This window comes from Janthinobacterium sp. GMG2 (assembly GCF_033949445.1).
In the GTDB taxonomy this organism is placed as follows: domain Bacteria; phylum Pseudomonadota; class Gammaproteobacteria; order Burkholderiales; family Burkholderiaceae_D; genus Janthinobacterium; species Janthinobacterium aestuarii.
The window spans coordinates 579,141-604,169 of the sequence record NZ_JAXAWA010000002.1; the positions used below are offsets into that span (position 1 = coordinate 579,141).

A 25,029-nucleotide genomic window follows, 5' to 3' on the forward strand; every position below is an offset into this window, starting at 1 on the left:
TCGGGCTGTTTGACCTGTGCGCGTGCGCCGCGCCGCAGGGAAGGCGGCTAGGTGCCAGCGAATTCCTGGGCTTCAGGCGAACTCTCATCGCAAGTCCACCAGGAAAGATTTTATGCCCGCAATATCGTTCGACGGCTCCCTTGCCGTTCCCGGACTCTCTATCGTCGACGGCCTGTGCCAGGCAGGCTGGCTCATGCAAGAGCATTTTATCTCGCCTGAACTGAGCCGCCAGCTGGCCGCCGAATGCGTGCAATCCATGCTCAGCGGCAAGATGAAGGGTGCCGGCGTGGGCAGCGGCCATGCGCCGCTGCTGCAGCCCGATATCCGCGGCGACCATATCGAATGGCTGGAAATAGGCCGTTCCGAGGCGTGCGACCGCTACCTGGCACACATGGAAACGCTGCGCTGCATGCTCAACCGCGAGCTGTTCCTGGGGCTGGAAGAATACGAAAGCCATTTCGCGCTGTACGCGCCGGGCGCCTTTTACCGGGCCCATCTTGACCGTTTCCGCGATGACGACAAGCGCACCGTGTCCGTCGTGCTGTACCTGAACGACGACTGGCTGCCCGAGCACGGCGGCGCGCTGCGTCTGCACCCGCAAGGCGCGCCCGTGGTGGACATCCTGCCGCAAGCGGGCCGCATGGCCATGTTCATGTCGGGCGAGATGCTGCACGAAGTGCTGCCGACGGCGCGCCAGCGCCTCTCCATCGCAGGGTGGTTCCGCCGCCGCGCGTGATGGAAGGTGGCGCGCAATCCCCCTCGATTTGATTGCGCGCAAGGCTGGATTTTTCCGCAGGCATAGGCTACAGTCGCAGTAAGGGCTAGAATAACTAAAATACCAATCACGCGGACAGGACGGCCAATATGAAAGTATCTGAAATTCTCCAAGTCAAGGGCAATATTCTCTACACGGTCACGCCTGACCAGCCCCTGCTTGACGCGGCCAATACCATGGCTGAAAAAGACATCGGTTCGCTGGTGGTCATGGAATTTGGCGACCTGGTCGGCATGCTGACCTTCCGCGAAGTGTTGAACGCGCTGCATGAAAACGCGGGCCAGATCGGCGGCGGCACCGTGCGCAAGCACATGGATGACCACCCGATCACCGTCACCCCCGACACGGAAGTGAACGAAGTGCGCCGCATCATGCTGGAAAAACATGCGCGCTACCTGCCCGTCATGAACGCCAAGACCCTGCTGGGCGTCATCTCTTTCTACGACGTGGCGCGCGCCGTGCTCGAAGCGCAAAGCTTTGAAAACCAGATGCTCAAAGCGTATATCCGCGACTGGCCGGCCGAAACGACGGACTGATACCACCATCCAGTAAAAACAACGCCGGCAACTGCCGGCGTTTTGCATTGGCTATCCAGGGTGGCGCCTACGCCGCACCCTGCAGCGCCTCGTTGTTCAGCCAGGTGCCCAGCGCCGTGGCCGTCATGGGGCGGGCGAACAGAAAGCCTTGCGCCATCGGGCAGCCCAGCGCCTGCAAGATTTGCGCTTGCCGCTCGTCTTCCACGCCTTCCGCGATCACGGCCAGGCCCAGGTTGCGGCCCAGCTGGATGACCATCTCGGCGATGCTGCTGCCGCGCGCGGAACCGGTGATTTCCGTCACAAACGCACGGTCGATTTTCAAGCGGTCGACCTGCAGGCGCTGCAAATAGGACAGCGACGAAAAGCCCGTGCCGAAGTCGTCGATGGCGATGCTCACGCCCGTCTGCTTGATCTGCCACAGCATCTTGATCAGCAGGTCCGGCTCTTCCATGGCCATCGATTCCGTGATTTCCAGCTCGATGAATTCGGGCGGCGCCTGCGTCTCTTCGAGCGCCGCGCGCAGCATTTCCAGGAACAGCGGGTGGCGGAACTGTACTTGTGACACGTTGACGGACATGACGAAGTTGCGGTGGCCCTGCTCGCGCAACAGCACCAGTTCGCGGCAGGCCGTGCGCAGCACCCATTCGCCGAGGTCGATGATGATGCCCGAATATTCGGCGATCGGGATGAAACGGTCGGGCGAGATGAACTTGCCGTCCGGCGTTTGCCAGCGCAGCAGCGCTTCGGCGCCCACGGGGCGGCGCGTCGTCAGGTCGATCTGCGGCTGGTACACGACAAACAGCTGGTCCTGGCTGAAAGCCGTGCGCAGCGCGTGCATCATGCGCACCCGTTCGCGGATTTCGATGCCCATGCTGCGCGAGAAATAGAAGTGGCCGGCACGCTGCTGGCTTTTTGCCCGCTTCAGGGCGATATCGGCATCCTTGAGCGCATCGGCGCCCGTGCCCGTATGTTCACCGAGCCGCACGAGGCCCAGGGTGGCCGACAGCTGCACGTCTTGCCCATCGATGCAGAACGGCGGCTGGAACAGGGCCAGGATCTTGTTCGGGTTGACTTGCGACGAGTCGCCCAGCACGCAAAAGATGTCGCCGCCCAGGCGCGCCACCGTCAGCTGGGGGCCCAGCTGGGTTTGCAAGCGGCCCGCCACGGCGATCAGCAGGGTGTCGCCGAACTGGTGGCCCAGCGCGTCGTTGGTCTCGGCAAAGTGGTCGAGGTCGACCAGCGACAAGGTGGCGTCGTCGCGCGCGGGGCCGGACAAGGTGGCGTCGAGGATTTCCACCAGGCGCGTGCGGTTGGGCAGCTTCGACAACTGGTCGTAGAAGGCGGCATTGTGCAGGTGCGACACCAGCTCGACGTTGTCCAGGCCCACGGCAACGTTGCTGCAGAAGACTTCCAGCAGGCTTTCATCGATGGCGGAAAGAGGGCGTGGCAGCACCAGGTAGGCGGCCGCATCGCGGCTGGCCTTGCCCGCGAAGTACAGGGTGGCGTAGTCGTGCGCGTACACATTGCGCCGCTGCGCCAGCGTGTGCTCGATGGCGGCCATGACGCGGGGGTTTTGCAAGCCGCACAGGGCGCTGTGCGGCAGGCTGGAAAAGCTGCCCGTGCAGGCCGAGACGAGCAGCTCCTTGCTGCCATTGTCCTGCAAGTCCTGCACGCACAGCACGCCGTCGGCGCGGATGCCCAGCAGGTCGGCGATCTGCGCCAGCACGCCGGCCGAGAAATTCTGCACGCCGTGCAGCGCCATCAGCTGCGTGCTGGCGTGGACGATACGGTCCAGGCCGCGCCGGCTGCTGTTGATCGAACGGATCTGCTCGTACGAGCGGATGGCCGCCGTCACCGTCGTAAACAGCTTGATGCGCGTCAGTTCGGACTTGGTCTTGTAGTCGTTGATGTCGAAATCGCGGATGGCGTCGATTTCCGGCGCATAGCCTGGCTGGCCCGTGCGCAGGATGATGCGCACGTCCGTCATTTTCAGGGTTTCGCGGATGTAGCGCACCAGGTGCAGGCCCGCGTCATCCTGTTCCATCACCACGTCGAGCAGGATGACGGCGATGTCGTCTTCATGCCTGAGCAGTTCGCGCGCCTGGCCGGCTGAATACGCATGCACGAATTCCAGCGGGCGGTGCTGCATTTCCAGGTTGCCGAGGGCGAAAGTGGTGGTGGAGTGGACGTCTTCATCGTCGTCGATGATCATCACCCGCCAGACGCTGCGCGGTGCGGCCGTCAGGGGCGCAGCCGGTTGCTCATCGAGGAATACCAGGTCGTCGTGATCGTCCTTGTTGGCGTCAAGGGGGATGATCGGTGCGGGCATGTATAGCTTCTCCAGGATGACTCGATGTTTATACGAGCGCGTCGCAAAAGCCCATGGCGTTGTTGCGTTGTCTCACCGTACTTGCGTACTGTCTTCGGCAACGCGCCTAGCCCTGGGCATTTGTGACGTGCTCTCGGCGCAATCCAAATCGGTTTGATAACCAGTATTGTGTGGCGCGCTTTGATCCAAGTATATAGCTATTTAATAAGCAAAATGTTTTTTTAAATCTATTCTGTGGAGCAATATTTCTTGTTTTGCATTATTGCAACTCATATTTGGTGTTTTTGTGTGAAAAAATACACGGGATTAAAAAATGGCGATTTGGGCGGGGGAATATCGGGCCTCGGTGTGGCATTAGCGGCATGGCATGCCCCGCAGGCTGGTAGAATTGAGTTTTCCAGTCCTCACACTTCCTACTATGTCCGGCAATTCTTTTGGCAAGCTGTTTACTGTTACCACTTTCGGCGAATCGCATGGTCCGGCCATCGGCTGCGTGATCGATGGCTGTCCGCCGGGATTGATCCTGTCGGAAGCCGATATCCAGCCCGAGCTGGACCGCCGCAAGCCGGGCACGTCGCGCCACGTGACGCAGCGCCAGGAATCCGATACGGTCGAGATCCTCTCCGGCGTGTACCAGGGCGTGACGACGGGTACGCCCATCGCGCTGCTGATCCGCAATGAAGACCAGCGCAGCAAGGATTACGGCAATATCGCGGAAAGCTTCCGCCCCGGCCACGCCGACTACACCTACTGGCACAAGTACGGCGTGCGCGATCCGCGCGGCGGCGGGCGCTCGTCGGCGCGCCTGACGGCCCCCGTGGTGGGTGCGGCGGCGATTGCCAAGAAATGGCTGCTGCAGCAATACGGCACCACGTTCAAGGGTTGCATGAGCCAGCTGGGCGACATTCCCGTGCCATTCCAGTCGTGGGAACACGTGCATGCGAATCCGTTCTTTGCCGCCAGCGGCGACGCGGATCTGATCGCGCGCATGGAAGAAGCGATGGACCAGTTGCGCCGCGATGGCGATTCCATCGGCGCGCGCATCGACGTGATCGCGCAAAACGTACCCGTCGGCCTGGGCCAGCCCATCTACGACAAGCTTGACGCCGACATCGCCTACGCCATGATGGGCATCAATGCGGTGAAAGGCGTGGAAATCGGCGCCGGTTTCGATTCGGTGGCGCAGAAGGGTTCCCAGCACGGCGACGAACTGACGCCGGAAGGCTTTATCGGCAATAACGCCGGCGGCGTACTGGGCGGTATTTCGACGGGGCAAGATGTCAAAGTCTCGATCGCCATCAAGCCGACGTCGTCGATCCGCACGCCGCGCCGCTCGATCGATAAAGAAGGCAATCCCGTGATGGTGGAAACGTTCGGCCGCCACGACCCGTGCGTGGGCATCCGCGCCACGCCGATCGCCGAAGCCATGCTGGCGCTGGTGCTGATCGACCACGCCCTGATGCACCGCGCGCAATGCGGCGATGTGTCGGTTTCGACGCCGAAGTTGAAGTAAATTTTAGCTCGCGGCGTAAGAGCAGACGTAGGTCGGATTAGCGCTTGCGCGTAATCCGACAACATTGTTGTCTCTGCGGTGATGTCGGGTTACGCCCTTTGGGCTAACCCGACCTACGCGGCTGCCGTCGGGTTGTGAATTTCAAGCCACTTTATTTGCCACCAGCTCCAGCTGGTGCCGCATCTCCACCGACTGCACCAGTAAAGCCCGGATATCGTTGATCAGGTTGAATTCCGTCTGGTTCAATTGGATCGGCGGGAAGCTGTCGTCCCAGTCGCCATATAAAAATCCCGTGGGATGGCCGTTGGCCGACAGCGGCAGCACGACGAAGCTGCGCGCTTCCGACAACGTCGCTTTCCACCATTGCGGCAGCTTGGCTGCAAATTTCGGGTCGCGCGCATTGTCGATGAAGATCACGCGGTCGCTATTGAGGGCCGCGTGGAAGACGTTCGGTTCATACGCGTCGCCAAACACCATCAAATCCTGCAAGTCGGCCATGCCTTCGCCCATGCTGATGCGCGCCGAATACAGATGATCCCTGTGGTTGCGCACGAAGGCCACCGAGCGCGAAAAATCGAAGCCCTGGTGCAGCGTTTCAAGCGCCATCGAGACCATCTGGCCCGGGCTGGCGCTGCCGATGGCGCTGCGCAGGTCGGCCAGGCCGCCGATCAATACGCGGTTGCCTTCGGCGCGCATGCGCGTCGACGCCAGCTGGCGCGCGCGCCGTTCGGCCGGTTTCGACAGGGGCGCGATCGACAGGTCGGCCGCCGCCATCGCCTTGGCCTTGTCCACGGCCACCACGAGGTCGGTCGCCGTGATGCCCAGTGTGCCCGCATAATCGTCGATCAGCGCATGCACCTGCGCCGCGCCGGCCGCGTCGTCATGCCACAGCGAGTCGGCGCAGCGCGCCGCCATCGTCGACAGGCCCGCCATCCAGTCGGCGCCGCTGACGGGAGAGTTGTCCGGCGACGGGTCCATCGGACGCATGCCGTTGATCAGGTGCTGCGGCAAGCCCCAGTGGGCGGCCGTGGCATAGCCCACTTCGGGCAGCGACAGCCCTAAAATTTCGCGCGCGGCGGCAGCCTCGTTGCCGGGACCCGCATGCGCCTGCATGCGCGCCCAGAAGTCCGTCATGTAGAACGTCACCATCATGCGGCCCAGGGTGTGCAGCATCGAGCAGACGACGGCCTGCTCCGCCTGCAGGCTGCCGGCGCTGGTGGCCACCTGCTGCGCCACCATCCCGGCCAGCACGGCCTTTTCCATTTCCACATGGGCGCTGACGGAGTCGGGCGACGCCTGTGACAGCTCTTCGATCAGTTTCAGGCCCAGCGCCAGATGGCCGATGGCGTCGATGCCCAGCACCAGCACGGCCTTCGACACCGTGTTGACCCGCTGGCCGAAGGCCGAATACATGCCGCTGTTGGCCAAGCGCAGCACCTTGTGCGTGAGGACAGGGTCGGACAGCACCGTTTGCGTGATGTCGAATTCGTGGTCGTCCTCGCCGCGCATGGCGCCGAGGATGGCGCTGATGGCTTTCGCGAAGCCGGGCATGTCGCCCTGCTGGCGCGTGCGCGCCCACAGCAGGTCGAGGGTGTTCTTACCCAGCTGTGTCGGTACCGTGAAATGACCTGGATTCATTGCACCCCTCCGCGCGGTTCATTGGCAGACGGCACAGGCACCAGCGCCGCATAGGTTTTGTCGCTCAAGGCCGCTAGCGCGGCATGGGCCGGCATCGGTTTGCCCGTCAGGTAGCCTTGCACGTACTGGCAGCCGCGCGACTCGATGAAATGCATCTGCTCTTCGGTTTCCACGCCTTCGGCCACCACGGACAAATTCAAATGCTTGGCCAGGTCGAGAATGGTGTTGCAGATGGCCGCATCCTTGCTCGATGCGGGCAAGTCCTTGATGAAGGTGCGGTCGATCTTCAGCACGGAAATGGGAAAGCGCTTCAGATACGCGAGCGAAGAATAGCCGGTGCCGAAATCGTCGATGGCGATGCGCGCGCGGCGCTCCGTCATCTTGACGAGGATGGTTTCCGCATGCACGGGGTCGATCATCAAGGTGCCTTCCGTAATTTCCAGCACCAGGTGTTCGCCCGAGAGTCCCGAAAACGCGATCGCGTCATCGAGCACGTCGAGGAATTTGTCGTTGCGGAACTGGCGCGGGCTGATATTGACGGAGATGTACAGCGGCCGCTTGGCCACTTCCTGGAATTGCTTGAGCTGCACGCAGGCCGCCTTCAATGCCCAGGCACCGAGCAGATTGATCAGGCCATTGGCTTCGGCAATCGGGATGAAGCGCACGGGTGGCACCAGGCCCAGGGTCGGATGCTTCCAGCGCATCAGGGTTTCGAAGCCCTGGATTTGCCGCGTGTGCGCATCGACGATGGGCTGGTAAAAGAGCAGGAATTCGCCTTCGCGCACGGCTTGGAACATGGCCGCTTCCAGCGAGATGTCGTGTTCCGACGGGCCGTTCAAACGCGGGCTGTAGACCAGGCAGCGGGCCTTGCCCGTTTCCTTGGCGCGCGACATGGCCGCGTCGGCCAGCGCCACCAGGCGCACTTCATCTTCCGCATGCAGCGGATAGATCGACACGCCCACGGAGGCGCCCACGTAGATCGTGTGGCCGTCGACTTCGAATGGCGCCTGCAGGGTGGCCAGCAGGCGGCCCGTCACCAGCTTGATCTGCGCGTCCGTGGCGCTGCCGGGCAGCACGGCGACGAATTCATCGCCGCCCACGCGCGCCAGGGTGTCGCTGTCGCGCAGGGTCTTGCGCAGGCGCGCGGCGGCCAGGCGCAGCACGGCGTCGCCGACGGGGTGGCCCAGGCCATCGTTGACCTTTTTAAAGCCATCGAGGCCGATGGTGGCGACGGAAAAGCCCTGGCCCGAACGGGCGGCCTGGGCGATCACCATGCGGATGCGGTCCGACAGCAGCAAACGGTTCGGCAAGCCGGTCAGCGCATCGTGCGTGGCCATATGGCGCAGCCGTTCTTCCGTATTGTGCTGGGCCGACGTGTCGCGCCCGACCACCAGCAATTCGGCCACGCCGGCCGCGTTCATATAAGAAGACAGGCGCAGTTCGAACCAGATTTCCTGGTCCGGCGTTTGCAGGCGCACTTCCAGGCGGCCCGGTTCTTCCAGCGCGTCTTCCAGCGCCGCCTGCAGCGCCGCGCGCGACGCTTCGGTGGCCAGCGGCAGCAGCAAGTGGCCCGTCAGGCCCGATGGCGCGCCAAACAGGGTGGCCGCGCGCTTGCTGGCGAACAGGATCAGGCCGTCCGTATCGAGCCGGAACACGACGTCGCCTGCCTCTTCCATGAGGTTGTCCAACTCGTGGCGGGCCTCGCGGTGGGCGGCGGATGGGGTACTGGAAAACATCGTGCTGGCTTTTACCTTTTTATTATCAGTGCCGGCGCTCGCTGCAGGGCAGGGCGCCAACGGAAAGAGTGCGTCGTGCGTGACGCGCGCCATAGGGGCCGAAAGAGCGGCTATCGGAACGCGATCCACACGAAATGTATCATTGAAAAGCACCCGATTACATGAAATAGAGCAACATTGCTTCAGGTTTTGTAAATATTCCTGCCTTCCATGAAAAAAATCATGCTACGCGACACACACAGGCATTTTCATTCTCTATGGAAACATTTATCTGCGCTTGCTTCCACTGGCGCGCTTGCCCCGCCATGCGCTTTACGCTAGTCTGGCTGGCAGGCGGTGTTGACGGTGCGCCAGCGACGGCAAGGGCGCCATGATAACAAATCGCGGGAGACCCCCATGAATGCTTTTGACACACATGAAGTTTTCAACCAGGCTACGCCGTTCGAAAACGTCAATCTGTTTGCCTGCGACCCGGCGCTGATCGAAGCTCTGCTGCGCGAAGGCGGCGGCGCGGCGCGGCAGGAGCTCGACGCGCTGGGCGAGAAGCTGGGCCGCGCCGAGACCTATGCGCTGGCGCGCCTGGCCAATATCCATACGCCCGAGTTGCAGCAGTTCGACCGGGCCGGGCGCCGCATCGACGAAGTGCTGTTCCATCCGGCCTGGCATGAACTGATGGCCATCCTCGTGGGCGCGGGGGCGCACGCTTCGCCGTGGGCCGCGCCCGGTTCCGGTGCCCAGGTGGCGCGCGCGGCCGCCTATCTATTAGTGGGACAGGTGGAAAACGGCACGCAGTGTCCCGTGACGATGACGTATGCCTCGGTGCCGGCCTTGCGCCAGGCGGTGGACTTGCCGCAGATCGCGCAGCGCTGGCTGCCGAAAATCCTCTCGCGCGAGTACGATCCACGCTCCCTGCCCGTGGAGCGGAAGCGGGGCGCCCTGGTCGGCATGGGCATGACGGAAAAGCAGGGCGGCTCGGACGTGCGCAGCAATACCACGCGCGCCGTGCCCGTGCCGGCGGCCGAGGCGCAAGCGCTGTTCGGCGGCGAGGCTGATGGCGTCTGGCGCATCGTCGGCCACAAATGGTTTTTTTCGGCGCCCCAGTGCGACGCCCATTTGATTTTAGCGCAGGCGGACGAGGGAGGATTGTCGTGCTTCTTCCTGCCCCGCTACCTGCCCGACGGCAGCCGCAATGCCATCCGCGTGCAGCGTCTGAAAGATAAATTGGGCAACCGCTCGAATGCGTCGTCGGAAGTGGAATTTACGAATGCCTACGGCTGGCTCGTGGGGCAGCCGGGGCGGGGCATACCCACGATTCTGGAAATGGCCAGCCATACGCGCCTCGATTGCGTGCTGGGCAGCACCGGCATCATGCGCGCCGCCTTGACGCAGGCGCTGCACCATGCGCGCCAGCGGGCCGTGTTCGGCAAGCCGCTGGCCGAGCAGCCGCTGATGCAAAACGTGCTGGCCGACCTGGCGCTCGAATCGGAAGCGGCCACGGCCTTCGCGCTGCGCCTGGCCCGCTGTTTCGATGAAAAGGACGATCCGCGGCAAGCGATGCTGGCGCGCGTGCTCACGCCGGCCGGCAAATACTGGATCTGCAAGCGCGGTCCCGGCTTTGGCTTCGAGGCCATGGAGGTGCTGGGCGGCACTGGTTACGTGGAAGACGCGCCGCTGGCGCGCCTGTACCGCGAACTGCCCGTCAACTCGATCTGGGAAGGCTCGGGCAATGTGATGTGCCTCGACGTCTTGCGCGCCTTCGGCAAGTCGCCGGCCGCGCGCGACGCCCTGGCGGCCGAGCTGGCGCTGGCCGGCGATGATGACGCCGCCTTTGTTGCCTACCGCGCGCGGCTGCTGGACGACCTGGACGGGCCGCAGACTGATGAATTTGGCGCCCGGCAATTGTCCGAACGCATCGTGCTGGCCGTGCAGGCGGCCTTGCTGCTGCGCCATGCGCCGCCGTTTGTTGCGCAAGCATTCCTGCAGTCGCGGCTGGTGCAGGCGCCGGGCGGGGCGTATGGCCGCTTGCCGGTTGGTACCGATTGCACGGCCATCCTGGCGCGCGCGCTGCGCGAGTATTGATTTCAATAAAACCGATTATTTCGAAAATTCCGGCCACAGGCGGCCTGCGGGCTGGGATAATGCCGCAATCCATCATTTTATCGATACACAGCGCGCTTGCGGCCATGCTTGCCGCCGCGCCAGACCGTAGAGAAAGAAAAACAATATGAAACAAGACCCACGCTTCCCGAATTTGTTCATTACCGATCACCCTTTGATCCAGCACAAACTGAGCCACATGCGCGAGCACGACACGTCGACGCGCACCTTCCGTGAATTGCTCAAGGAAATCACTCTGCTGATGGGTTATGAAATCACGCGCGACCTGCCGCTGACGACGCGCGAAATCAAGACCCCGCTCGTCACCATCGACGCGCCTGTTATCGCCGGCAAGAAACTGGCCATCGTGCCCATCCTGCGCGCCGGCATCGGCATGAGCGATGGCTTGCTGAACCTGGTGCCATCGGCGCGCGTCGGCCACATCGGCGTGTACCGCGACCCGGCCACGCACATGCCCGTGGAATACCTGGTGCGCCTGCCGGACCTGAGCGAGCGCACCTTTATCCTGTGCGACCCGATGGTAGCGACCGGCAATTCGGCCGTGTACGCCGTCGACGTGCTGAAAAAACGCGGCGTGACGGACGAGCAGATCATCTTCCTGGCCCTGGTGGCCGCACCGGAAGGCGTGACCGTGTTCCAGAACGCGCATCCGAACGTCAAGATGTTCTGCGCCGCGCTCGATTCGCATCTGGATGACCACGCCTATATCGTGCCGGGCCTGGGCGACGCCGGCGACCGCATCTTCGGCACCAAGTAAGCAGCGTCAGGCGAGTATTGCGATGGCAACCTTGATCGACCCGGACTTTCGCGCGCGTTTGCGTGCCCTGAATGAAAAATATGCTGCTGGCGTGCCGGCCCTGTTGCAGGCGATCACGCAGGCAAGCAGCCGCTGCGACAGCGAAGGCCCCCGTCTGGAACCGTTGACGGAGCTGCACCGCGCGCTGCATGCGGTGGCCGGCTCGGCCGCCACCTTCGGCTTTGCCGCGCTGGGCCAGGAATGCCGGCGCATCGAACAGCTGGTGCGCGCCATGCTCAATGCCCCTGCGCAAGCAGTGGCGGAATGGCCTGGCGTGCGGGCGCAAGTGACGGCGCTGCTGGACTGGGCGGGACGCGATGCGGCGGCCACCCATTTCATTGCATGAGCGACAGCACTATAGAGATGTGGTTGCAATGATTCATTTGATACAACGCAAAGCACCCGCGTCGAAGATTAGGATATAGTGTCTCCATGCCGCTGGTACAGGGCGCCGCAAGACGGGGATTTGGCTATTAAAGTAGTGTTCGTAAGTTTATTTTGCGAAAGAATGGTTTTTCTCAGTTTTGTTGGTATAATTGGGCATCGTTGGATTCGAGGTAGTAGTGCAGTTTGTCTGTCATTTCTTTCTTGCTTCAAACGATATAACGGGCGCAAGCCCAACTTAACTGAAATAGGAAATTGTAATGGCAACTGGCATCGTAAAATGGTTCAATGATTCGAAGGGTTTCGGCTTTATTACCCCTGACGAAGGCGGCGAAGATCTGTTCGCTCACTTCTCGGCTATCCAGTCGAACGGCTTCAAGTCCCTGCAAGAGAACCAACGCGTTTCTTTTGAAGTGACCGCTGGCCCTAAAGGCAAGCAAGCTTCGAACATTCAGCCAATCTAATACGCTGGATCAAACGAAATAAAGAAATCCTCGGTCTCCGAGGATTTTTTTTCGCCTAAATTTCCGTGAAGTTGCGGTTTTGCGAGTGTTTTATGGGCTACGCGGCTCTTTTGGGCGTGCTTTGCGTCATCAGGTAGGACGGCTTAGCGCTTGCGCGTAAGCCGACAAGAGTGGCGTTGGCAAGATGTGTGGGCTGGTGTCGGCTTACGCTGCGCTAAGCCGACCTACGCTTGCCAATGCTGATCCGGGAGTTGTTGTTTCCTCATGCGTCACGACGCCGGACAAAACCGTCGCGAGCGGAAGGAAGAGGTGGCCGAGAAGCGCAACCGTACTCTAGTACGGTGAGCATCACAGGCCGCCTATGCCGACGCGCAGCAGGTTTGGTCCCGCGTCTTCAAATAGCCCGTTCGCGCCAGTAGTCTGGTTGCGAATAACTGTGCCTTAAAAAATCCACAAACGCCCGTATGCGCAGCGGCAAGTGGCGGCGCTGGGCGAACACGGCGTAAATGTCATTGCCCGGGGCGGCGAACTGGTCCAGCACCGTCACCAGCTGGCCCGAGGCGATCTCGGCGCCCACTTCCCACATCGAGCGCCACGCCAGGCCCTTGCCTGCCAGCGCCCAGTCGTGCAGCACTTCGCCATCGTTGCAGACCATATTGCCCGCTACCTTTAAAATGATGTTCTTGCCATTTTCGCGGAAGGTCCAGCCCCGCTGGCTGCCTTCGCTGCTGATCGCCAGGCAATTGTGTTTCGCCAGGTCGGCCGGGATACGGGGCGTGCCCGCCCGTTTCAAATAGGCGGGCGAGCCGACGAGCACGCGCTGGTTGTCCGCCAGCTTGGTGCTCACGAGCGAGGAATCGGACAGGCTGGCGATGCGGATGGCCACGTCGATGCCTTCGCCGATCAGGTCGACGAGGCGGTCGTTCAGGTTCAGCGACACCGTCACGTCGCGGTGTTCGGCGACAAACGAGGGAATCAGTGGTGCCACGTGCTGGCGTCCGAAGCCGGCCGGCGCGGAAATGAGCAAATGGCCGCTGGCCTTCACGCTGCGCTCGGCCACGGCCGCTTCCGCCTCTTCCAGTTCGCCGAGGATGCGCTGGCAATCTTCGAGGAAGGCGGCGCCTTCATTCGTCAATGCCAGCTTGCGCGTCGTACGCTGCAGCAATTTGACACCCAGGCGCTGCTCCAGCGCATCAAGACGCCGGCCTATCATGGCTGGCGCGATGCCTTCCGCGCGCGCGGCGGCCGACAGGCTGCCCTTGGCCACCACTTCCACGAACGTCGATATTTGTCTGAACTGCCCCATGCTTTGCTCCCGCGATGTCATCACTTGTGATAAAAACGCATAGATGAAGTGATTTTTAATCTCGTTTCCATGCCTTATAGTGCAATACTATAGAACAAACGCGCCGCCCGGCAGAGTGTTTTTGCGCCTCTGTCCAGCTTGTCCGCGCAGTCGTTCAGCTTATACTTGGATCACCAGATTACCTTTGCTTATATTGACTAAAAACCGGAGAACTTCATGACGCAGAACACGATCGCACTTCCAGAAGGCATGCAAATCACGGGTGACATCCAGCCCGGCTACGAACAGATCTTGACGCCGGCCGCGCTGGCGCTGGTGGCCAAGCTGACGCGTGAATTCGAGCCGCGCCGCCAGCAATTGCTGGCCGTGCGCGTGGAGCGGGCCAAGCGCCTCGACGCGGGCGAGCGTCCTGATTTCTTGCCAGAAACCGCGCACATCCGCGAAGGCGACTGGAAGATCGCGCTGATCCCGAAGGCGCTCGAATGCCGCCGTGTGGAAATCACGGGCCCCGTCGAGCGCAAGATGGTTATCAACGCCTTCAATTCCGGTGCGGACAGCTATATGACGGACTTCGAGGATTCGAACACGCCGAACTGGGACAACCAGATCACGGGCCAGATCAATATGTTCGATGCCGTGCGCAAGACGATTTCGCTCGAGCAAAATGGCAAGTCGTACAAGCTGAACGACAAGATCGCGACACTCGTCGTGCGTCCGCGCGGATGGCACCTCGATGAAAAGCACGTGCTGGTCGATGGCAAGCGCATTTCCGGCGGCATTTTCGATTTCGCCCTGTTCATGTTCCATAACGCCAAGGAACAACTGGCGCGCGGCGCCGGCCCATATTTCTACCTGCCGAAGATGGAATCGCACCTGGAAGCGCGCCTGTGGAACGATATTTTCGTCATGACGCAAAATGAATTGGGCTTGCCGCAAGGCACGATCAAGGCGACTGTCCTGATCGAAACCATTCTGGCCGCGTTTGAAATGGATGAAATCCTGTACGAGCTGAAAGAGCACAGCTCGGGCCTGAACGCGGGCCGCTGGGATTACATCTTCTCGTGCATCAAGAAATTCAAGCTGGACAAGGATTTCTGCCTGGCCGACCGCGCGAAAGTGACCATGACGGCACCGTTCATGCGCGCCTATGCCTTGCTGTTGCTGAAAACTTGCCACAAGCGTGGCGCGCCAGCTATCGGCGGCATGGCAGCCTTGATCCCTATCAAGAACGATCCGGAAAAGAACGATATCGCCATGGGCGGCGTGCGCAACGACAAGGCGCGCGATGCCACCGACGGCTACGACGGCGGCTGGGTGGCCCATCCGGGCCTGGTGGAACTGGCCATGGGCGAGTTCACCAAAGTGCTCGGCGACAAGCCGAACCAGATCGAGAAACAGCGTCCCGACATCGACGTGAAAGCGTCGGACCTGCTGAACTTCCAGCCGGAAGCGCCGATCACGGAAGCGGGCTTGCGCTACAACATCAACGTCGGCATCCACTACCTGGGCAGCTGGCTGGCCGGCAATGGTTGCGTGCCTATCCACAACCTGATGGAAGACGCGGCCACGGCCGAGATCAGCCGCTCGCAAGTGTGGCAGTGGATCCGCTCGAGCAAGGGTGTGCTGGAAGATGGCCGCAAGGTGACGGCCGAGATGGTGCGCGCCATGATTCCGGAAGAGCTGGCCAAGGTGCAGCGCGATGCGCCAGGCGGCAACGGCCCGACCTATGTACGCGCCGGCCAGATTTTCGAGGAAATGTCGACGTCGGAATCGTTCGCCGAATTCCTGACCTTGCCGCTGTACGAGGAAATCTGATCCTGATCAAATAGATCAATAAAAAATCCCGGCGGTGCCTGATGGTATCGCCGGGATTTTTCTTTTTGGAAGCAGCAGCTTAAAAGTTGTTTTTCCACATCCGTAGCGCGGCAAACGCTTCCACGGGGGAGGCATCTGCCGTCAGCTTGCCTTCCACCTTCAGGCTGGTCAGGATCGCCGATTCGCGGTAGCGCAGGAAGGGATTCGTGGCCTTTTCAAGGGCGATGGTCGACGGCACGGTCGACAAGCCCTGCTGGCGCTTTTCCGTGTCGATGGCGATGCGTTCCTGCAGGGCCACATTGCCCGGCTCGACGGCGTTGGCAAAGCGCAAATTGGACAAGGTGTACTCATGCGCGCAAAATACCTCGGTATCGTCGGGCAGGGCGGCCAGCTTGCCCAGCGAATCGGCCATCTGGCCCGGCGTGCCTTCGAACAGGCGGCCGCAGCCGCCCGCAAACAGGGTGTCGCCGGAAAACAGCCACGGGGCGCCGCTGCGCTCGTCACGCTGGCGCACGTAGGCGATATGCCCCTTCGTATGGCCGGGCACGTCGATGACGTTCATCTGCAAACCCAGCTCGGGCACATGGGCGACATCGCCTTCGGCAAGCGGTTCCGTGATGGCTGTGATAGCCTCATTGCGCGGGCCGAAGACGGGGACGGCGAAATGCTGCAACAATTCAGGCACGCCACCCGTGTGGTCGGCGTGATGATGCGTGAGTAAAATGGCGGACAAGGTCAACTGATGGGCTTGCAGCGCATCGAGGATGGCCGTCGCATCGCCGGGATCGACCACGGCGGCGTGGCGGCCGTCGTGGATCAGCCACAGGTAATTGTCGGCAAAGGCGGGCACGGCAAGTACCGATAGAGCGTGTTCAGGGGAGTGTGTCATGAGCAAAAGAGAAAACTGAATGGACAGTGTGGCATCCGAAAAATCCATTATAGCGCTTGACGGCTGGCTGCAGACGCCGGCCGGCCTGTACGTGCGCGCCTGGGAGCAGCAATGCCTCGACAGCCTGACTGTCGATATCTTCGGTTTTAATGCCGTGCAGATCGGCTTGCCCCAGCTCGACGCGCTGGCCGCCAACCGCATGCCGAACAAATGGCTGCTCGATGCGCGCTTGCCTCCGCGCCCGCCGCAAGAGAAGCGCCTGACCCTCGTGTCGGCCTTCGATGAGTTGCCGTTCGATTCGCAAAGCCTGGACCTGGTGGTCTTGCCGCACGTACTCGAATTTGCCGCCGAGCCGCACCAGGTCTTGCGCGAAGTCGAGCGCGTGCTGATCCCGGAAGGGAGAGTGATCGTCTGCGGCTTCAATCCGGCCAGCCTGTGGGGCATGCGCCAGGGGGTGGGGCGGGTCACGGGGCGCCACTACCTGCCGCAAGCCGGCGAGCTGATCTCTATGCCGCGCATGAAAGACTGGTTAAAATTGCTCAACATGGGCGTCAGTCAAAGCTACTTCGGCTGCTACGCACCTGCCTGCAGGACAGAAAAATGGCTGCGCCGCAACGCTTTCATGGACAAGGCGGGTGCGCGCTGGTGGCCATATCTGGGCGCAGTGTATATAGTGCAGGCGATCAAGCGCGTCAAAGGGATGCGTTTGATCGGTCCGGCGTGGACCAAGAAACCGGCGACGGCGCCCGCAGGCGCACCGGTCACGAATAAAAGGCGGGAACAGCAAGATGGATAAGGTTGAGATTTACGCCGATGGCGCATGCAAGGGCAACCCCGGCACTGGCGGTTGGGGTGCACTGATGGTGGCCGATGGCGCCAAGAAAGAAATTTATGGCGGGGAACTGAATACGACGAATAACCGCATGGAATTGAAAGCCGTGATCGAAGCCTTGACGGCGCTCAAACGTCCGTGCCAGGTAGTGTTGTATACCGATAGCCAGTATGTCCAGAAGGGCATCAGCGAATGGATCCACGGCTGGAAGGCGCGCGGCTGGAAAACGGCGGCCAAGGCACCCGTGAAAAACGTCGACCTGTGGCAGGCGCTCGACATCGCCCAGGCCGTGCATGAAGTGGAGTGGCGCTGGGTGCGCGGCCATAACGGACATCCGGGCAACGAGCGGGCCGATCAACTGGCCAACTTGGGCGTGGAAACCGTGCGCGCGTAAGAATATCCAAGCTCGGGAGTTGTAATCGCAGGGCACAGTTTTGCTATACTGTGCCCTTCGCTTTTTGCTTTTACGACTGAATCTGCCATGCGTCAAATTGTTCTCGATACTGAAACCACCGGCCTGAACCCGCGCACGGGCGACCGCATCCTGGAGATCGGGGCGGTCGAGCTGAACAACCGCATGTTGACGGGGAATAATTTCCACCATTACATCAATCCGGAGCGCGATTCGGAAGAGGGCGCGTTGGCCGTCCACGGATTGACGACGGAATTCCTCAGCGACAAACCGAAATTCGCGGAAATCGCCGACGAGTTCCGTGCCTACATCGCCGGCGCCGAACTGATCATCCACAACGCCCCGTTCGACATCGGCTTCCTGAACGCGGAATTCAAGCGCCTGAACCTGCCGCCAGTCCACGAGCAAGTGGTTGGCGTGATCGACACCCTGGTGCAGGCGAAGGAAATGCACCCGGGCAAGCGCAACTCGCTTGACGCCCTGTGCGACCGCTACGGCGTCTCGAACGCCCACCGCAAGCTGCACGGCGCGCTGCTCGACTCCGAGTTGCTGGCCGACGTCTACCTGGCCATGACGCGTGGGCAAAACAGCCTGAGCATGGAAGAAGAAGTGGAAGTGGCCGCCGACGGCGCCGTGCTGGAAATCGTGCCCCTGGCCGAAGTCATCTTCCAGAGCGCCACGGCCGACGAGCTCGCCGCGCACGAAGCCACCATCGCCGGCCTCGACAAGGCCGCCAAAGGCCAGTGCATCTGGACCGCCGTCACGTCACCGCCAGCGGCCGCCTGAGAAAAAAGCGGGGCTAGGTAAATTTCCTCTTGCCAGCCCTTGCAGATGCCGCAACACCTATGCGATAATTCGCCTCGCTTCGGGAGGTTAGCTCAGGGGTAGAGCACTGCATTCACACTGCAGGGGTCGCAAGTTCGAAACTTGCACTTCCCACCAAAAATTTTAGTTTGTATTCAAAGACCTGGGATTTCATATCTTGTCTGAATAGGAACTTGGGGCAAATCTGGGGCAATGGGTTGTTAACCCGCTGTCCAGCCCCAAATGATACGGCCGCTTCCTGCGGCCGTTTTCACGTCAAGCGAGTACACACGCTTAGCTTGCGGGCGCTTCCTCTCGACGGAATTGTTAAGCTAAACCAGCGCCAGACCTATTTGTTGCCAGCGCCAGCGGGTGCATTGCTGCGCCCTCCGCCGGATGGCTTGCCCGTTGCACTTGGCCACCCTCCGCCATTTCCTTGCCCACGGCCACCGCCAGCTGCCCCGCCACCTTTACTGCCACCGCCCTGGGAGCCACCATTACGGCCCCCGTTATTACCGCTACCTTTGCTCATTTTTATCTCATTTCCGGATCACTGTGAATCGCCACGAGTCTGCTGGATACCCGCTAGCCTTTCAAAATGCCTTCGCTCGCACTCGGAATGCAGCTCATTTCTTGTCGCCTTTGTTGCTTGCCGCTTCACATCACGGACATGCGGCATTCGCGAGGCCTCCGGTGTTGCAAGCATTGAGGTAGCCTTGCGCCACTGCGGGCGTCAATTTACCGCCCGTCTGTGCGTTTATGAATGCTGTGCGACAAGCGCTTTGACCGTTGCTCCCCGGGACAATCGTTTGAGCGTTCATGCGTTGAACATAGGTGACGGGGTCGACGCCACAGAGCAGGGCGTTGCTTTGCGCGACAAACGCTCCGGCAGCGTTCTGGACGATATTGGTCGCTTGTTCGCAGTTGTTGGCCTGAGTGCGCACTGTCAGGTGGAGAGGGACGGGCGGGTTCACGCCATTTGGCTGGAGGCCAAAGGTCAAGTGAACGTCGGGTTGCGCGGCCGTCAATTCACACACTTGCAGGTTTTGCGTAGCAGGGCTGAGGCTTTTGCAGAGGCCGCTGGTGGCGGCATTGCCATAAAACGCCAGCGATGGGCATCGATTGGGAACCTGCGCCAAAGCACAGGAGGAGGCGGACAACAGCGAAACGATCATTGCGGCATGACGCATATGGGATTTCATCTTGTTCCTTTCGACTTGGTTGAATGGTTGAGTCTGCTATCTCAAATTGAGCTCTGGCGAGTAGATCCAGGATGTAAGAAATACAAATCCTATATGTTTCTACTGAAGAAAAACTATTCAAATGTAATAATATTAATTTTTTGAAAATATCGTTGATGTGCATCAGTGGTGTCCCGTTCCAACTGAGGACAAGTACGTTTTCCAGCTATCGGGGATGTTATCTGCTGATGCGATAGCGCTCTTGATCCTTTCCTTGGGCGGAAAAATTATCGATCCGGCTGCCGTGCGATCGTCCCGATTCCGGCTCAGGAAGTACGGATCGTCTTCGGTCAAGTGTTGCAGGGCGTCAAAAAGCGCTGTGATTTGCGCGTTCAGCTGTGACAGTACCTCGGTTTGCTGGCGCTGGGCGTGTTCCAGGCGGCGCAGCGATTGTTTGTGCTGGGGAATGATGGAAAGGGCTGAGCGGGCGTGTTCGATTAGCTGGCATTGTCCCTCTCCCTGGAGCGCGGTCCCCGTGCAGGGAACGAGGGAGGTGAGTGAGAGGCTGGTGCAGTGTTCGGATTTGACATACCGTCTCACCGATTTCCCGGTTGAACCCATCGATCTTTTGCCGGGCTACAGCACGCTGGGACGTTGCCTTCGTATGCCGATCATGCAACTGACGGCAGGTTGCGGCATGATTGCTGCGGTATTTCTGCAGGCGTGTCAGGATCGGTCGCCGCTGAACGGCGCGCGTCAAGCGTCGGTGATCGGCGTTGAGCAACCGCAGGTTCGCATGCTGGCTTAACATCACTGCCATGCTCGCTGCTTCCGCAGGTAGGGCAGCCCAGTTCGCCGCTGCTCGGCTCGGCACCATCGTTCATGAAGACAAGGCCGCCCGACGTCGAGGCGATCAACTGGCCAGCGGCGCGCGCGGTCGCGATGGCCTGCTGCGTTTCTGGCGAGAGGTCGCTGAAAAGTGGATTGATCAGCGCTTCCCTCAGCGATTCTCCTCAAAGCATTTACCGACAGGCACCCGGCGGCTTGCCGATGACGCGCTTGAAAGCACGACTGAACGCGGCTTGAGATGTATAGCCAAGGCGTCGGGCGACGACGTCGATGGATACTCTTTCGTGAGTGAGCAATTGTGTGGCAAGACGCATTCTCAATTCCGTGGCATAGCGCAGGGGCGGCACTCCGATGGTGGTTTCAAAGCGTCGCGCGAAGACTGAGCGGGAGATATGACACTCCGCAGCCAACTGTGCAACTGTCCATTCACGACCAGGCTGGCGGTGCAGCGCCAATATGGCACGAGCAAGGCGCGGATCACGCAAGGCGGCGAGGAGACCAGAAGCGTTTTCACAACCGGATTCAATCCAGCCGCGCACGATCATTGCTGCCGCGACCTCCGCCAGGCGAGCCAGAATGCCTGCAAAGCCAATACGGCCGGCGCAGATTTCACGCTTCATTGAATCAAGAACAGGCAGTAACCCAGGATAGCCTTGCGCTTGCGTGTCAGCCACCATGACGGTTGGCATCAGCTTGCCGATCCCTTGCATCCCGCCGAGATCGAATTCCATGCAGCCGTAAAAAATAACCGCACTGGGCACGGGGTGCGTACTGGGACATGTGTCTACTCCGCTAACGGATTCACCAAGGGGCGCGGCATCGAACTTTGCGATGTCCTGAAATGCAATACCCGCATCCGATAGAAGCTGATGTCTCCGACCGTGAGGCAGGAACGCCGCGCTACCGGCGGACAGCTGATGCAACTCACCATCATCCGTACATATGAAGGCAGTGCCAACGGCCAGGAAGTGGAAGTAGGCGTGGCCTGGCTTGTCTTCAAAGCCTATGCCGAAAGCTGGACCGGTCTGAATGCGGCGGTACTGGACTCCACGCAGGCGCATGCCTGTCAATAGTTCACTGACGAGATTAGATGATGGAGAAATTTGACTTTGCTTGCTCATTTTAGGTGTTTTGATCAAAACATCAGGATTTACCATCATAGATCATCCTGTATTTTACCTCTAGACTTTCGACTCTGATTGTTTTAGGGATTGTAGAGATGAACAACGATGTTTTTGCTACCGGGCAAACGCCCAACGCGAACGATGCGTCTGTTTTAGAGCCAGCGGCAGCAGCAGCATGGATGGCAGTGTTTTCACTGGCAATGGGGGTTTTCGGTTTACTGACGGCGGAGTACCTGCCAGCCAGTCTATTGACCCCGATGGCCTTCGACCTTGGCGTATCGGAGGCACTAGCTGGCCAGGCAGTGACGGTGACGGCCGTCGTGGCCATGTTCGCCGGGCTGTTGGTGCCAGGTCTCACGCGTCATTTTGACCGGCGTGTCGTCTTGTTGGCTTTCACGGTGCTGATGATCGCCTCCAACCTGCTGGTGGCGTTGTCCTCAAGCTTGACAGTATTGTTGGTGATGCGCATTCTTCTGGGCGTCGCGTTAGGCGGCTTTTGGAGCATGGCGGCAGCCGTGGCTATGCGGCTGGTGCCGGCAAAGTTGGTGCCGCGAGCGCTATCCATCATATTCAGCGGCATTGCCATCGGGACGGTCGTTTCCGTACCGTTGGGTAGCTACTTGGGGGGGCTATATGGCTGGCGCAGTGCATTTATAGCAGCCGCGGCTGTCGGAGGGCTAACACTTGTGTTTCAATTGTTCACGCTGCCCCGTATGGCGCCGCGCACGATGATGCGCACCACATCGGTACTGGGACTGCTCCGTCGCCCGGGGATTGGGATCGGGATGCTGGGCTGCGTACTTGCCCATACCGGGCAATATGCATTGTTCACCTATATTCGCCCCGCTCTTGAAAGCGTTGTCCAAATAGATGTAAACGGTTTGTCTCTGATGCTCCTGGGTTTTGGTGTCGCCAACTTCGTTGGCACGCTGCTGGCCGGCTGGCTAATGGAGCGTAGCCTGCGTGCTACTTTAGTGCTCATGCCTGCGCTGGTGGGCTTGGCGGCATTCGCCATGATTTTACTGCCAGTCCAAGGAACAGGCCTGATGTTTTTGGTCGCTCTGTGGGGCCTGGCGTTCGGCGGCGTACCTGTCGCCTGGTCCAACTGGGTAGCCCGTGCTGTCCCTGATCAAGCGGAGACAGCTGGTGGCATGGTCGTCGCTGCGGTGCAATCTTCAATAGCTGCCGGCGCTGCATTGGGTGGCATGATGTTCGGGTTTGGTGGAGTGACAGGCGTTTTCATTATTGCTGGCGTTGTGATGCTGCTCGCTGCTCTCGTTATCGCTTTAAGAGTTCGGGTCGAATTGCCGCAGTGAACCGCCACAAGTTCGCTAGACGCTCTTCAGGCGATCAAAATCCTGCTTTTCGCAATTGAGCGGGTTGGAAGGCTCATGATGACCAGTCCACTGTGAGCTTGCAAAGTCCCCGATCTGGCTGAGCGCACGAAGTAAATGACCGGCTAGTTTATCGTAGCCAACTATGCCGTCATAGCGCTCAAAAGCAGGCGCTCTGCTGTTGCCTCGCCCAGCTATGCCATCCTTCGCCGGCAGTTATGGCTAGGGAAGGCCTGCTTTTGCTCGCTCATACGGCCGTTGAATCGTTCAACCATGCCGTTCGTTTGCGGATGCCGGGACGGTGCCAGGTGGTGTTCGATGCTCATACCTGCTTGGCCAATTCTGTTCCAGCAAACTGAAAACCTTGGACGTTGGCAAAGATCGGATCCTTAAGTTCCGGCAACTCGTGATAAGGGAGCGCGGTTTCAGTGCTTTTCGATAGAAAAAGGCGCCACCGCCGACCAGAATAATATTTTTAATGTCAGCAGCGCCTTGCGGAAGCGATCGATTGATGATTTCCTTATCCATGATGGTCTTTTTTTGATAATTGCCGCGACAAGATGACTGTTCAGGGCGGTGGGCTGAGTCGTTAATATGCGCCTCCCGGCATCAAGCCGGGCTGCGGCAATTGCCGGCGTATGTTAATTGCCCACGGCCCGATCCGGGATGATCCACTGGAAGTCCGTGAGAGTGAAGGGTGCCAGGCACGAACTCTTGGGGTTGAGCGAGGCGCGCAGGTTCGGGCATTGCGGATTTTGATAGCTGGCCACGCCCGGAGTCATGGCTTTAAAGCTGCTGGGCCAGCCTGCATTGGCGTGGCAGGTGTAGCAACTGGTGCCGACCGGGTGCGTCACCAGTTCGATGTACGGGTTGGTGGCGACGGGGAGCAGGTCCGGGTTGCCTTTTTCCGGGATGCCGTAGGCTTCCGTCAGCAGATAATGTTTCCACGGTCCCGTGGCCTGGATGTCGGCCGGGCGGTTGGCGGCATACGGCATGCTGCCGGGGCGGTCCGACCACCACACGCTTTGCAGGCCCCAGCTTGGGATTTCCTTGGTATTGATGTGCATGGCCACCGTGACCAGGTAGTCGCCGGCGCCGAAGGGCTGGCCGTTCAGCCAGTAGCAGGCGGCGTTGATGATGGCCTTGTCGGCTTCATCGAAACTGGCCCAGTCGGCCGCACTCACCTTGTGGTGGTAGAAGTCCTGCAAACCGTATACCTTGGCGGCTTTGGTGATGACGGGCCATGGCGTGGTGGTATCGTGCTGGTACAGGCCGTGCAGGTAGCTGACCTTGGCCATCTGGCCCACCTGCTTGCCGTCCGGGTCGATGGCAATGGCCGTACGCCACTTTTCGTAGCCCGCATAACCGGTATATTTGGCGCTGAAGTCGTCGTGCCACACGGGCAATGCGGTCAATCCCCTGGCTTTGACGGGCCAATACATGTGCTTGGTCACGACATAGCTGGCTGGCGCATTCAGGTTGTGCACGCGCTTGGCTGGATCGTCCTTGCTGTACAAGGCATCGAGCGTGCTTTGCTTGTAGACGGGCTGTTTCGGGTCGCGGATGAAATCGAGCGCCTCCTTGCTCAGCGATTCCGTCGCGATCATGATATCGCCGTTGAAGGCGAAGTGGATGCCGTCGCGGATGCTGATTTTGACTTTTCCCCCTTCCGTCGTGCGGACTATGGCGCCAGGATATGCGGTGATGACCTGTTCCGGGATGCGGTAAAACGGTGTGTTTTGCACGTTGACGGGAGTCAAAGTGCTCGCCCCCAGGCGGCCCATGCGGCGCTTGGCTGGCTTCACCTCCGCCGTGGCGGCTGCCGCATCGCCGTTCAACGCTGCGGTGTCGGCGAACGCGTCAGTGCCGTTGGGCCAGGTGTACCAGACCGGCCAGTCCAGGCCGGCGGCTGGCTGCATGATGCCGGCCCACAAACGCCAGCCGTGCGCGCGCACGACGGCGTTGTCGCCTGTCTTTACGGCCGTCTGCAGCGCGCGGGTTTCTGCCGGTTCCAGATAGCCATAGCCTTTGGGGAAGGGCTGGTAGGCGGGCGTGCCGGCCGCTGCGGTGGCGCAGAACAAGACGGCGAGGCTGGCGGACACTAACTTGGGAGCGGACATGAGTGCACCTGTTTAAGTTGAGTTATTGAAAGACATAGTATCCGCAAATAATTGATGAAATCTCAATAATTGTC

The 25,029-nt window shown here is 60.5% G+C and carries 21 protein-coding genes and 1 tRNA gene; 14 read left to right on the forward strand and 8 right to left on the reverse strand.

Annotated features, from left to right (window positions below):
* Positions 1 to 112: 112 nt before the first annotated feature.
* Positions 113 to 736: a 2OG-Fe(II) oxygenase gene (locus SKZ59_RS08610; protein WP_072453371.1), complete on the forward strand. Its 624-nt coding sequence runs from the start codon at positions 113 to 115 to the stop codon at positions 734 to 736.
* Between the two features lie 128 nt (positions 737 to 864).
* Positions 865 to 1,311 carry a CBS domain-containing protein gene (locus tag SKZ59_RS08615; protein ID WP_010398828.1) on the forward strand — a complete coding sequence of 149 codons (447 nt, stop codon included), beginning with the start codon at positions 865 to 867 and terminating at the stop codon, positions 1,309 to 1,311.
* Positions 1,312 to 1,378: 67 nt separating this feature from the next.
* Here the strand turns inward: SKZ59_RS08615 and SKZ59_RS08620 are convergent, their stop codons facing one another.
* The gene (locus SKZ59_RS08620) at positions 1,379 to 3,640 is read right to left on the reverse strand and encodes a putative bifunctional diguanylate cyclase/phosphodiesterase (protein WP_219328874.1); all 2,262 of its coding nucleotides are present in this window, start codon (positions 3,638 to 3,640) and stop codon (positions 1,379 to 1,381) included.
* Positions 3,641 to 4,058: 418 nt separating this feature from the next.
* Here SKZ59_RS08620 and aroC point away from each other — a divergent pair, with 418 nt between their 5' ends.
* Complete coding sequence (gene aroC, locus SKZ59_RS08625; protein WP_319991409.1) at positions 4,059 to 5,153, forward strand: chorismate synthase; 1,095 nt, start codon at positions 4,059 to 4,061, stop codon at positions 5,151 to 5,153.
* Between the two features lie 141 nt (positions 5,154 to 5,294).
* Here aroC and SKZ59_RS08630 read toward each other — a convergent pair whose 3' ends face one another.
* Together SKZ59_RS08630 and SKZ59_RS08635 are read right to left on the reverse strand one after the other, a co-directional pair.
* The gene (locus tag SKZ59_RS08630; protein WP_070302727.1) at positions 5,295 to 6,791 is read right to left on the reverse strand and encodes an HDOD domain-containing protein; all 1,497 of its coding nucleotides are present in this window, start codon (positions 6,789 to 6,791) and stop codon (positions 5,295 to 5,297) included.
* Positions 6,788 to 8,527: a putative bifunctional diguanylate cyclase/phosphodiesterase gene (locus SKZ59_RS08635; RefSeq protein ID WP_034756356.1), complete on the reverse strand. Its 1,740-nt coding sequence runs from the start codon at positions 8,525 to 8,527 to the stop codon at positions 6,788 to 6,790. The genes SKZ59_RS08630 and SKZ59_RS08635 overlap by 4 nt, the downstream gene beginning before the upstream one ends.
* 396 nt (positions 8,528 to 8,923) lie before the next feature.
* Between SKZ59_RS08635 and SKZ59_RS08640 the strand changes: the two genes are divergently transcribed.
* The 4 genes from SKZ59_RS08640 (at position 8,924) to SKZ59_RS08655 (ending at position 12,289) form a co-directional block, all read left to right on the forward strand.
* The gene (locus SKZ59_RS08640) at positions 8,924 to 10,606 is read left to right on the forward strand and encodes an isovaleryl-CoA dehydrogenase (protein ID WP_319991410.1); all 1,683 of its coding nucleotides are present in this window, start codon (positions 8,924 to 8,926) and stop codon (positions 10,604 to 10,606) included.
* Positions 10,607 to 10,751: 145 nt separating this feature from the next.
* On the forward strand, positions 10,752 to 11,402 hold the full coding sequence (upp, locus tag SKZ59_RS08645; RefSeq protein WP_034755568.1) for a uracil phosphoribosyltransferase: 651 nt from the start codon (positions 10,752 to 10,754) through the stop codon (positions 11,400 to 11,402).
* 22 nt (positions 11,403 to 11,424) lie between these two features.
* Positions 11,425 to 11,787: an Hpt domain-containing protein gene (locus SKZ59_RS08650; protein ID WP_034755570.1), complete on the forward strand. Its 363-nt coding sequence runs from the start codon at positions 11,425 to 11,427 to the stop codon at positions 11,785 to 11,787.
* 298 nt (positions 11,788 to 12,085) lie between these two features.
* Complete coding sequence (locus tag SKZ59_RS08655) at positions 12,086 to 12,289, forward strand: cold-shock protein (protein WP_010398811.1); 204 nt, start codon at positions 12,086 to 12,088, stop codon at positions 12,287 to 12,289.
* Positions 12,290 to 12,683: 394 nt separating this feature from the next.
* Here SKZ59_RS08655 and SKZ59_RS08660 read toward each other — a convergent pair whose 3' ends face one another.
* Positions 12,684 to 13,595, reverse strand: a complete 912-nt coding sequence (locus SKZ59_RS08660) for a LysR family transcriptional regulator (RefSeq protein ID WP_034755572.1) — start codon at positions 13,593 to 13,595, stop codon at positions 12,684 to 12,686.
* Positions 13,596 to 13,811: 216 nt separating this feature from the next.
* On the opposite strand from SKZ59_RS08660, the gene aceB reads away from it, so the two are divergent.
* A complete protein-coding gene (aceB, locus tag SKZ59_RS08665) occupies positions 13,812 to 15,410 on the forward strand; it encodes a malate synthase A (RefSeq protein WP_319991411.1) in 1,599 nt (532 codons plus the stop codon).
* A 79-nt stretch (positions 15,411 to 15,489) separates the two neighbouring features.
* Here aceB and gloB read toward each other — a convergent pair whose 3' ends face one another.
* The gene (gene gloB / locus SKZ59_RS08670; RefSeq protein WP_319991412.1) at positions 15,490 to 16,299 is read right to left on the reverse strand and encodes a hydroxyacylglutathione hydrolase; all 810 of its coding nucleotides are present in this window, start codon (positions 16,297 to 16,299) and stop codon (positions 15,490 to 15,492) included.
* A 19-nt stretch (positions 16,300 to 16,318) separates the two neighbouring features.
* Here gloB and SKZ59_RS08675 point away from each other — a divergent pair, with 19 nt between their 5' ends.
* The 4 genes from SKZ59_RS08675 to SKZ59_RS08690 all read left to right on the forward strand — a co-directional run bounded on the left by SKZ59_RS08675 (position 16,319) and on the right by SKZ59_RS08690 (position 18,485).
* The gene (locus tag SKZ59_RS08675; RefSeq protein ID WP_219328870.1) at positions 16,319 to 17,095 is read left to right on the forward strand and encodes a class I SAM-dependent methyltransferase; all 777 of its coding nucleotides are present in this window, start codon (positions 16,319 to 16,321) and stop codon (positions 17,093 to 17,095) included.
* Entirely contained in the window at positions 17,088 to 17,525 is a 438-nt protein-coding gene (gene rnhA / locus SKZ59_RS08680) for a ribonuclease HI (RefSeq protein WP_034755581.1), read from the forward strand. Before SKZ59_RS08675 ends, rnhA begins: the two co-directional genes overlap by 8 nt.
* A gap of 87 nt (positions 17,526 to 17,612) precedes the next feature.
* Positions 17,613 to 18,329: a DNA polymerase III subunit epsilon gene (dnaQ, locus tag SKZ59_RS08685; protein ID WP_034755584.1), complete on the forward strand. Its 717-nt coding sequence runs from the start codon at positions 17,613 to 17,615 to the stop codon at positions 18,327 to 18,329.
* An 81-nt stretch (positions 18,330 to 18,410) separates the two neighbouring features.
* A tRNA-Val gene (locus SKZ59_RS08690) sits at positions 18,411 to 18,485 on the forward strand.
* Between the two features lie 524 nt (positions 18,486 to 19,009).
* On the opposite strand, the gene SKZ59_RS08695 is transcribed toward SKZ59_RS08690, so the two are convergent.
* Entirely contained in the window at positions 19,010 to 19,549 is a 540-nt protein-coding gene (locus SKZ59_RS08695) for a hypothetical protein (protein ID WP_319991413.1), read from the reverse strand.
* Between the two features lie 532 nt (positions 19,550 to 20,081).
* Between SKZ59_RS08695 and SKZ59_RS08700 the strand changes: the two genes are divergently transcribed.
* On the forward strand, positions 20,082 to 20,336 hold the full coding sequence (locus tag SKZ59_RS08700) for a hypothetical protein (protein WP_319991414.1): 255 nt from the start codon (positions 20,082 to 20,084) through the stop codon (positions 20,334 to 20,336).
* Positions 20,337 to 20,550: 214 nt separating this feature from the next.
* On the opposite strand, the gene SKZ59_RS08705 is transcribed toward SKZ59_RS08700, so the two are convergent.
* Positions 20,551 to 21,537 carry an AraC family transcriptional regulator gene (locus SKZ59_RS08705; RefSeq protein ID WP_319991415.1) on the reverse strand — a complete coding sequence of 329 codons (987 nt, stop codon included), beginning with the start codon at positions 21,535 to 21,537 and terminating at the stop codon, positions 20,551 to 20,553.
* A gap of 59 nt (positions 21,538 to 21,596) precedes the next feature.
* Between SKZ59_RS08705 and SKZ59_RS08710 the strand changes: the two genes are divergently transcribed.
* Entirely contained in the window at positions 21,597 to 22,817 is a 1,221-nt protein-coding gene (locus tag SKZ59_RS08710) for an MFS transporter (RefSeq protein WP_413774536.1), read from the forward strand.
* Positions 22,818 to 23,476: 659 nt separating this feature from the next.
* On the opposite strand, the gene SKZ59_RS08720 is transcribed toward SKZ59_RS08710, so the two are convergent.
* Entirely contained in the window at positions 23,477 to 24,955 is a 1,479-nt protein-coding gene (locus SKZ59_RS08720; protein WP_319991416.1) for a hypothetical protein, read from the reverse strand.
* Positions 24,956 to 25,029: the final 74 nt, after the last annotated feature.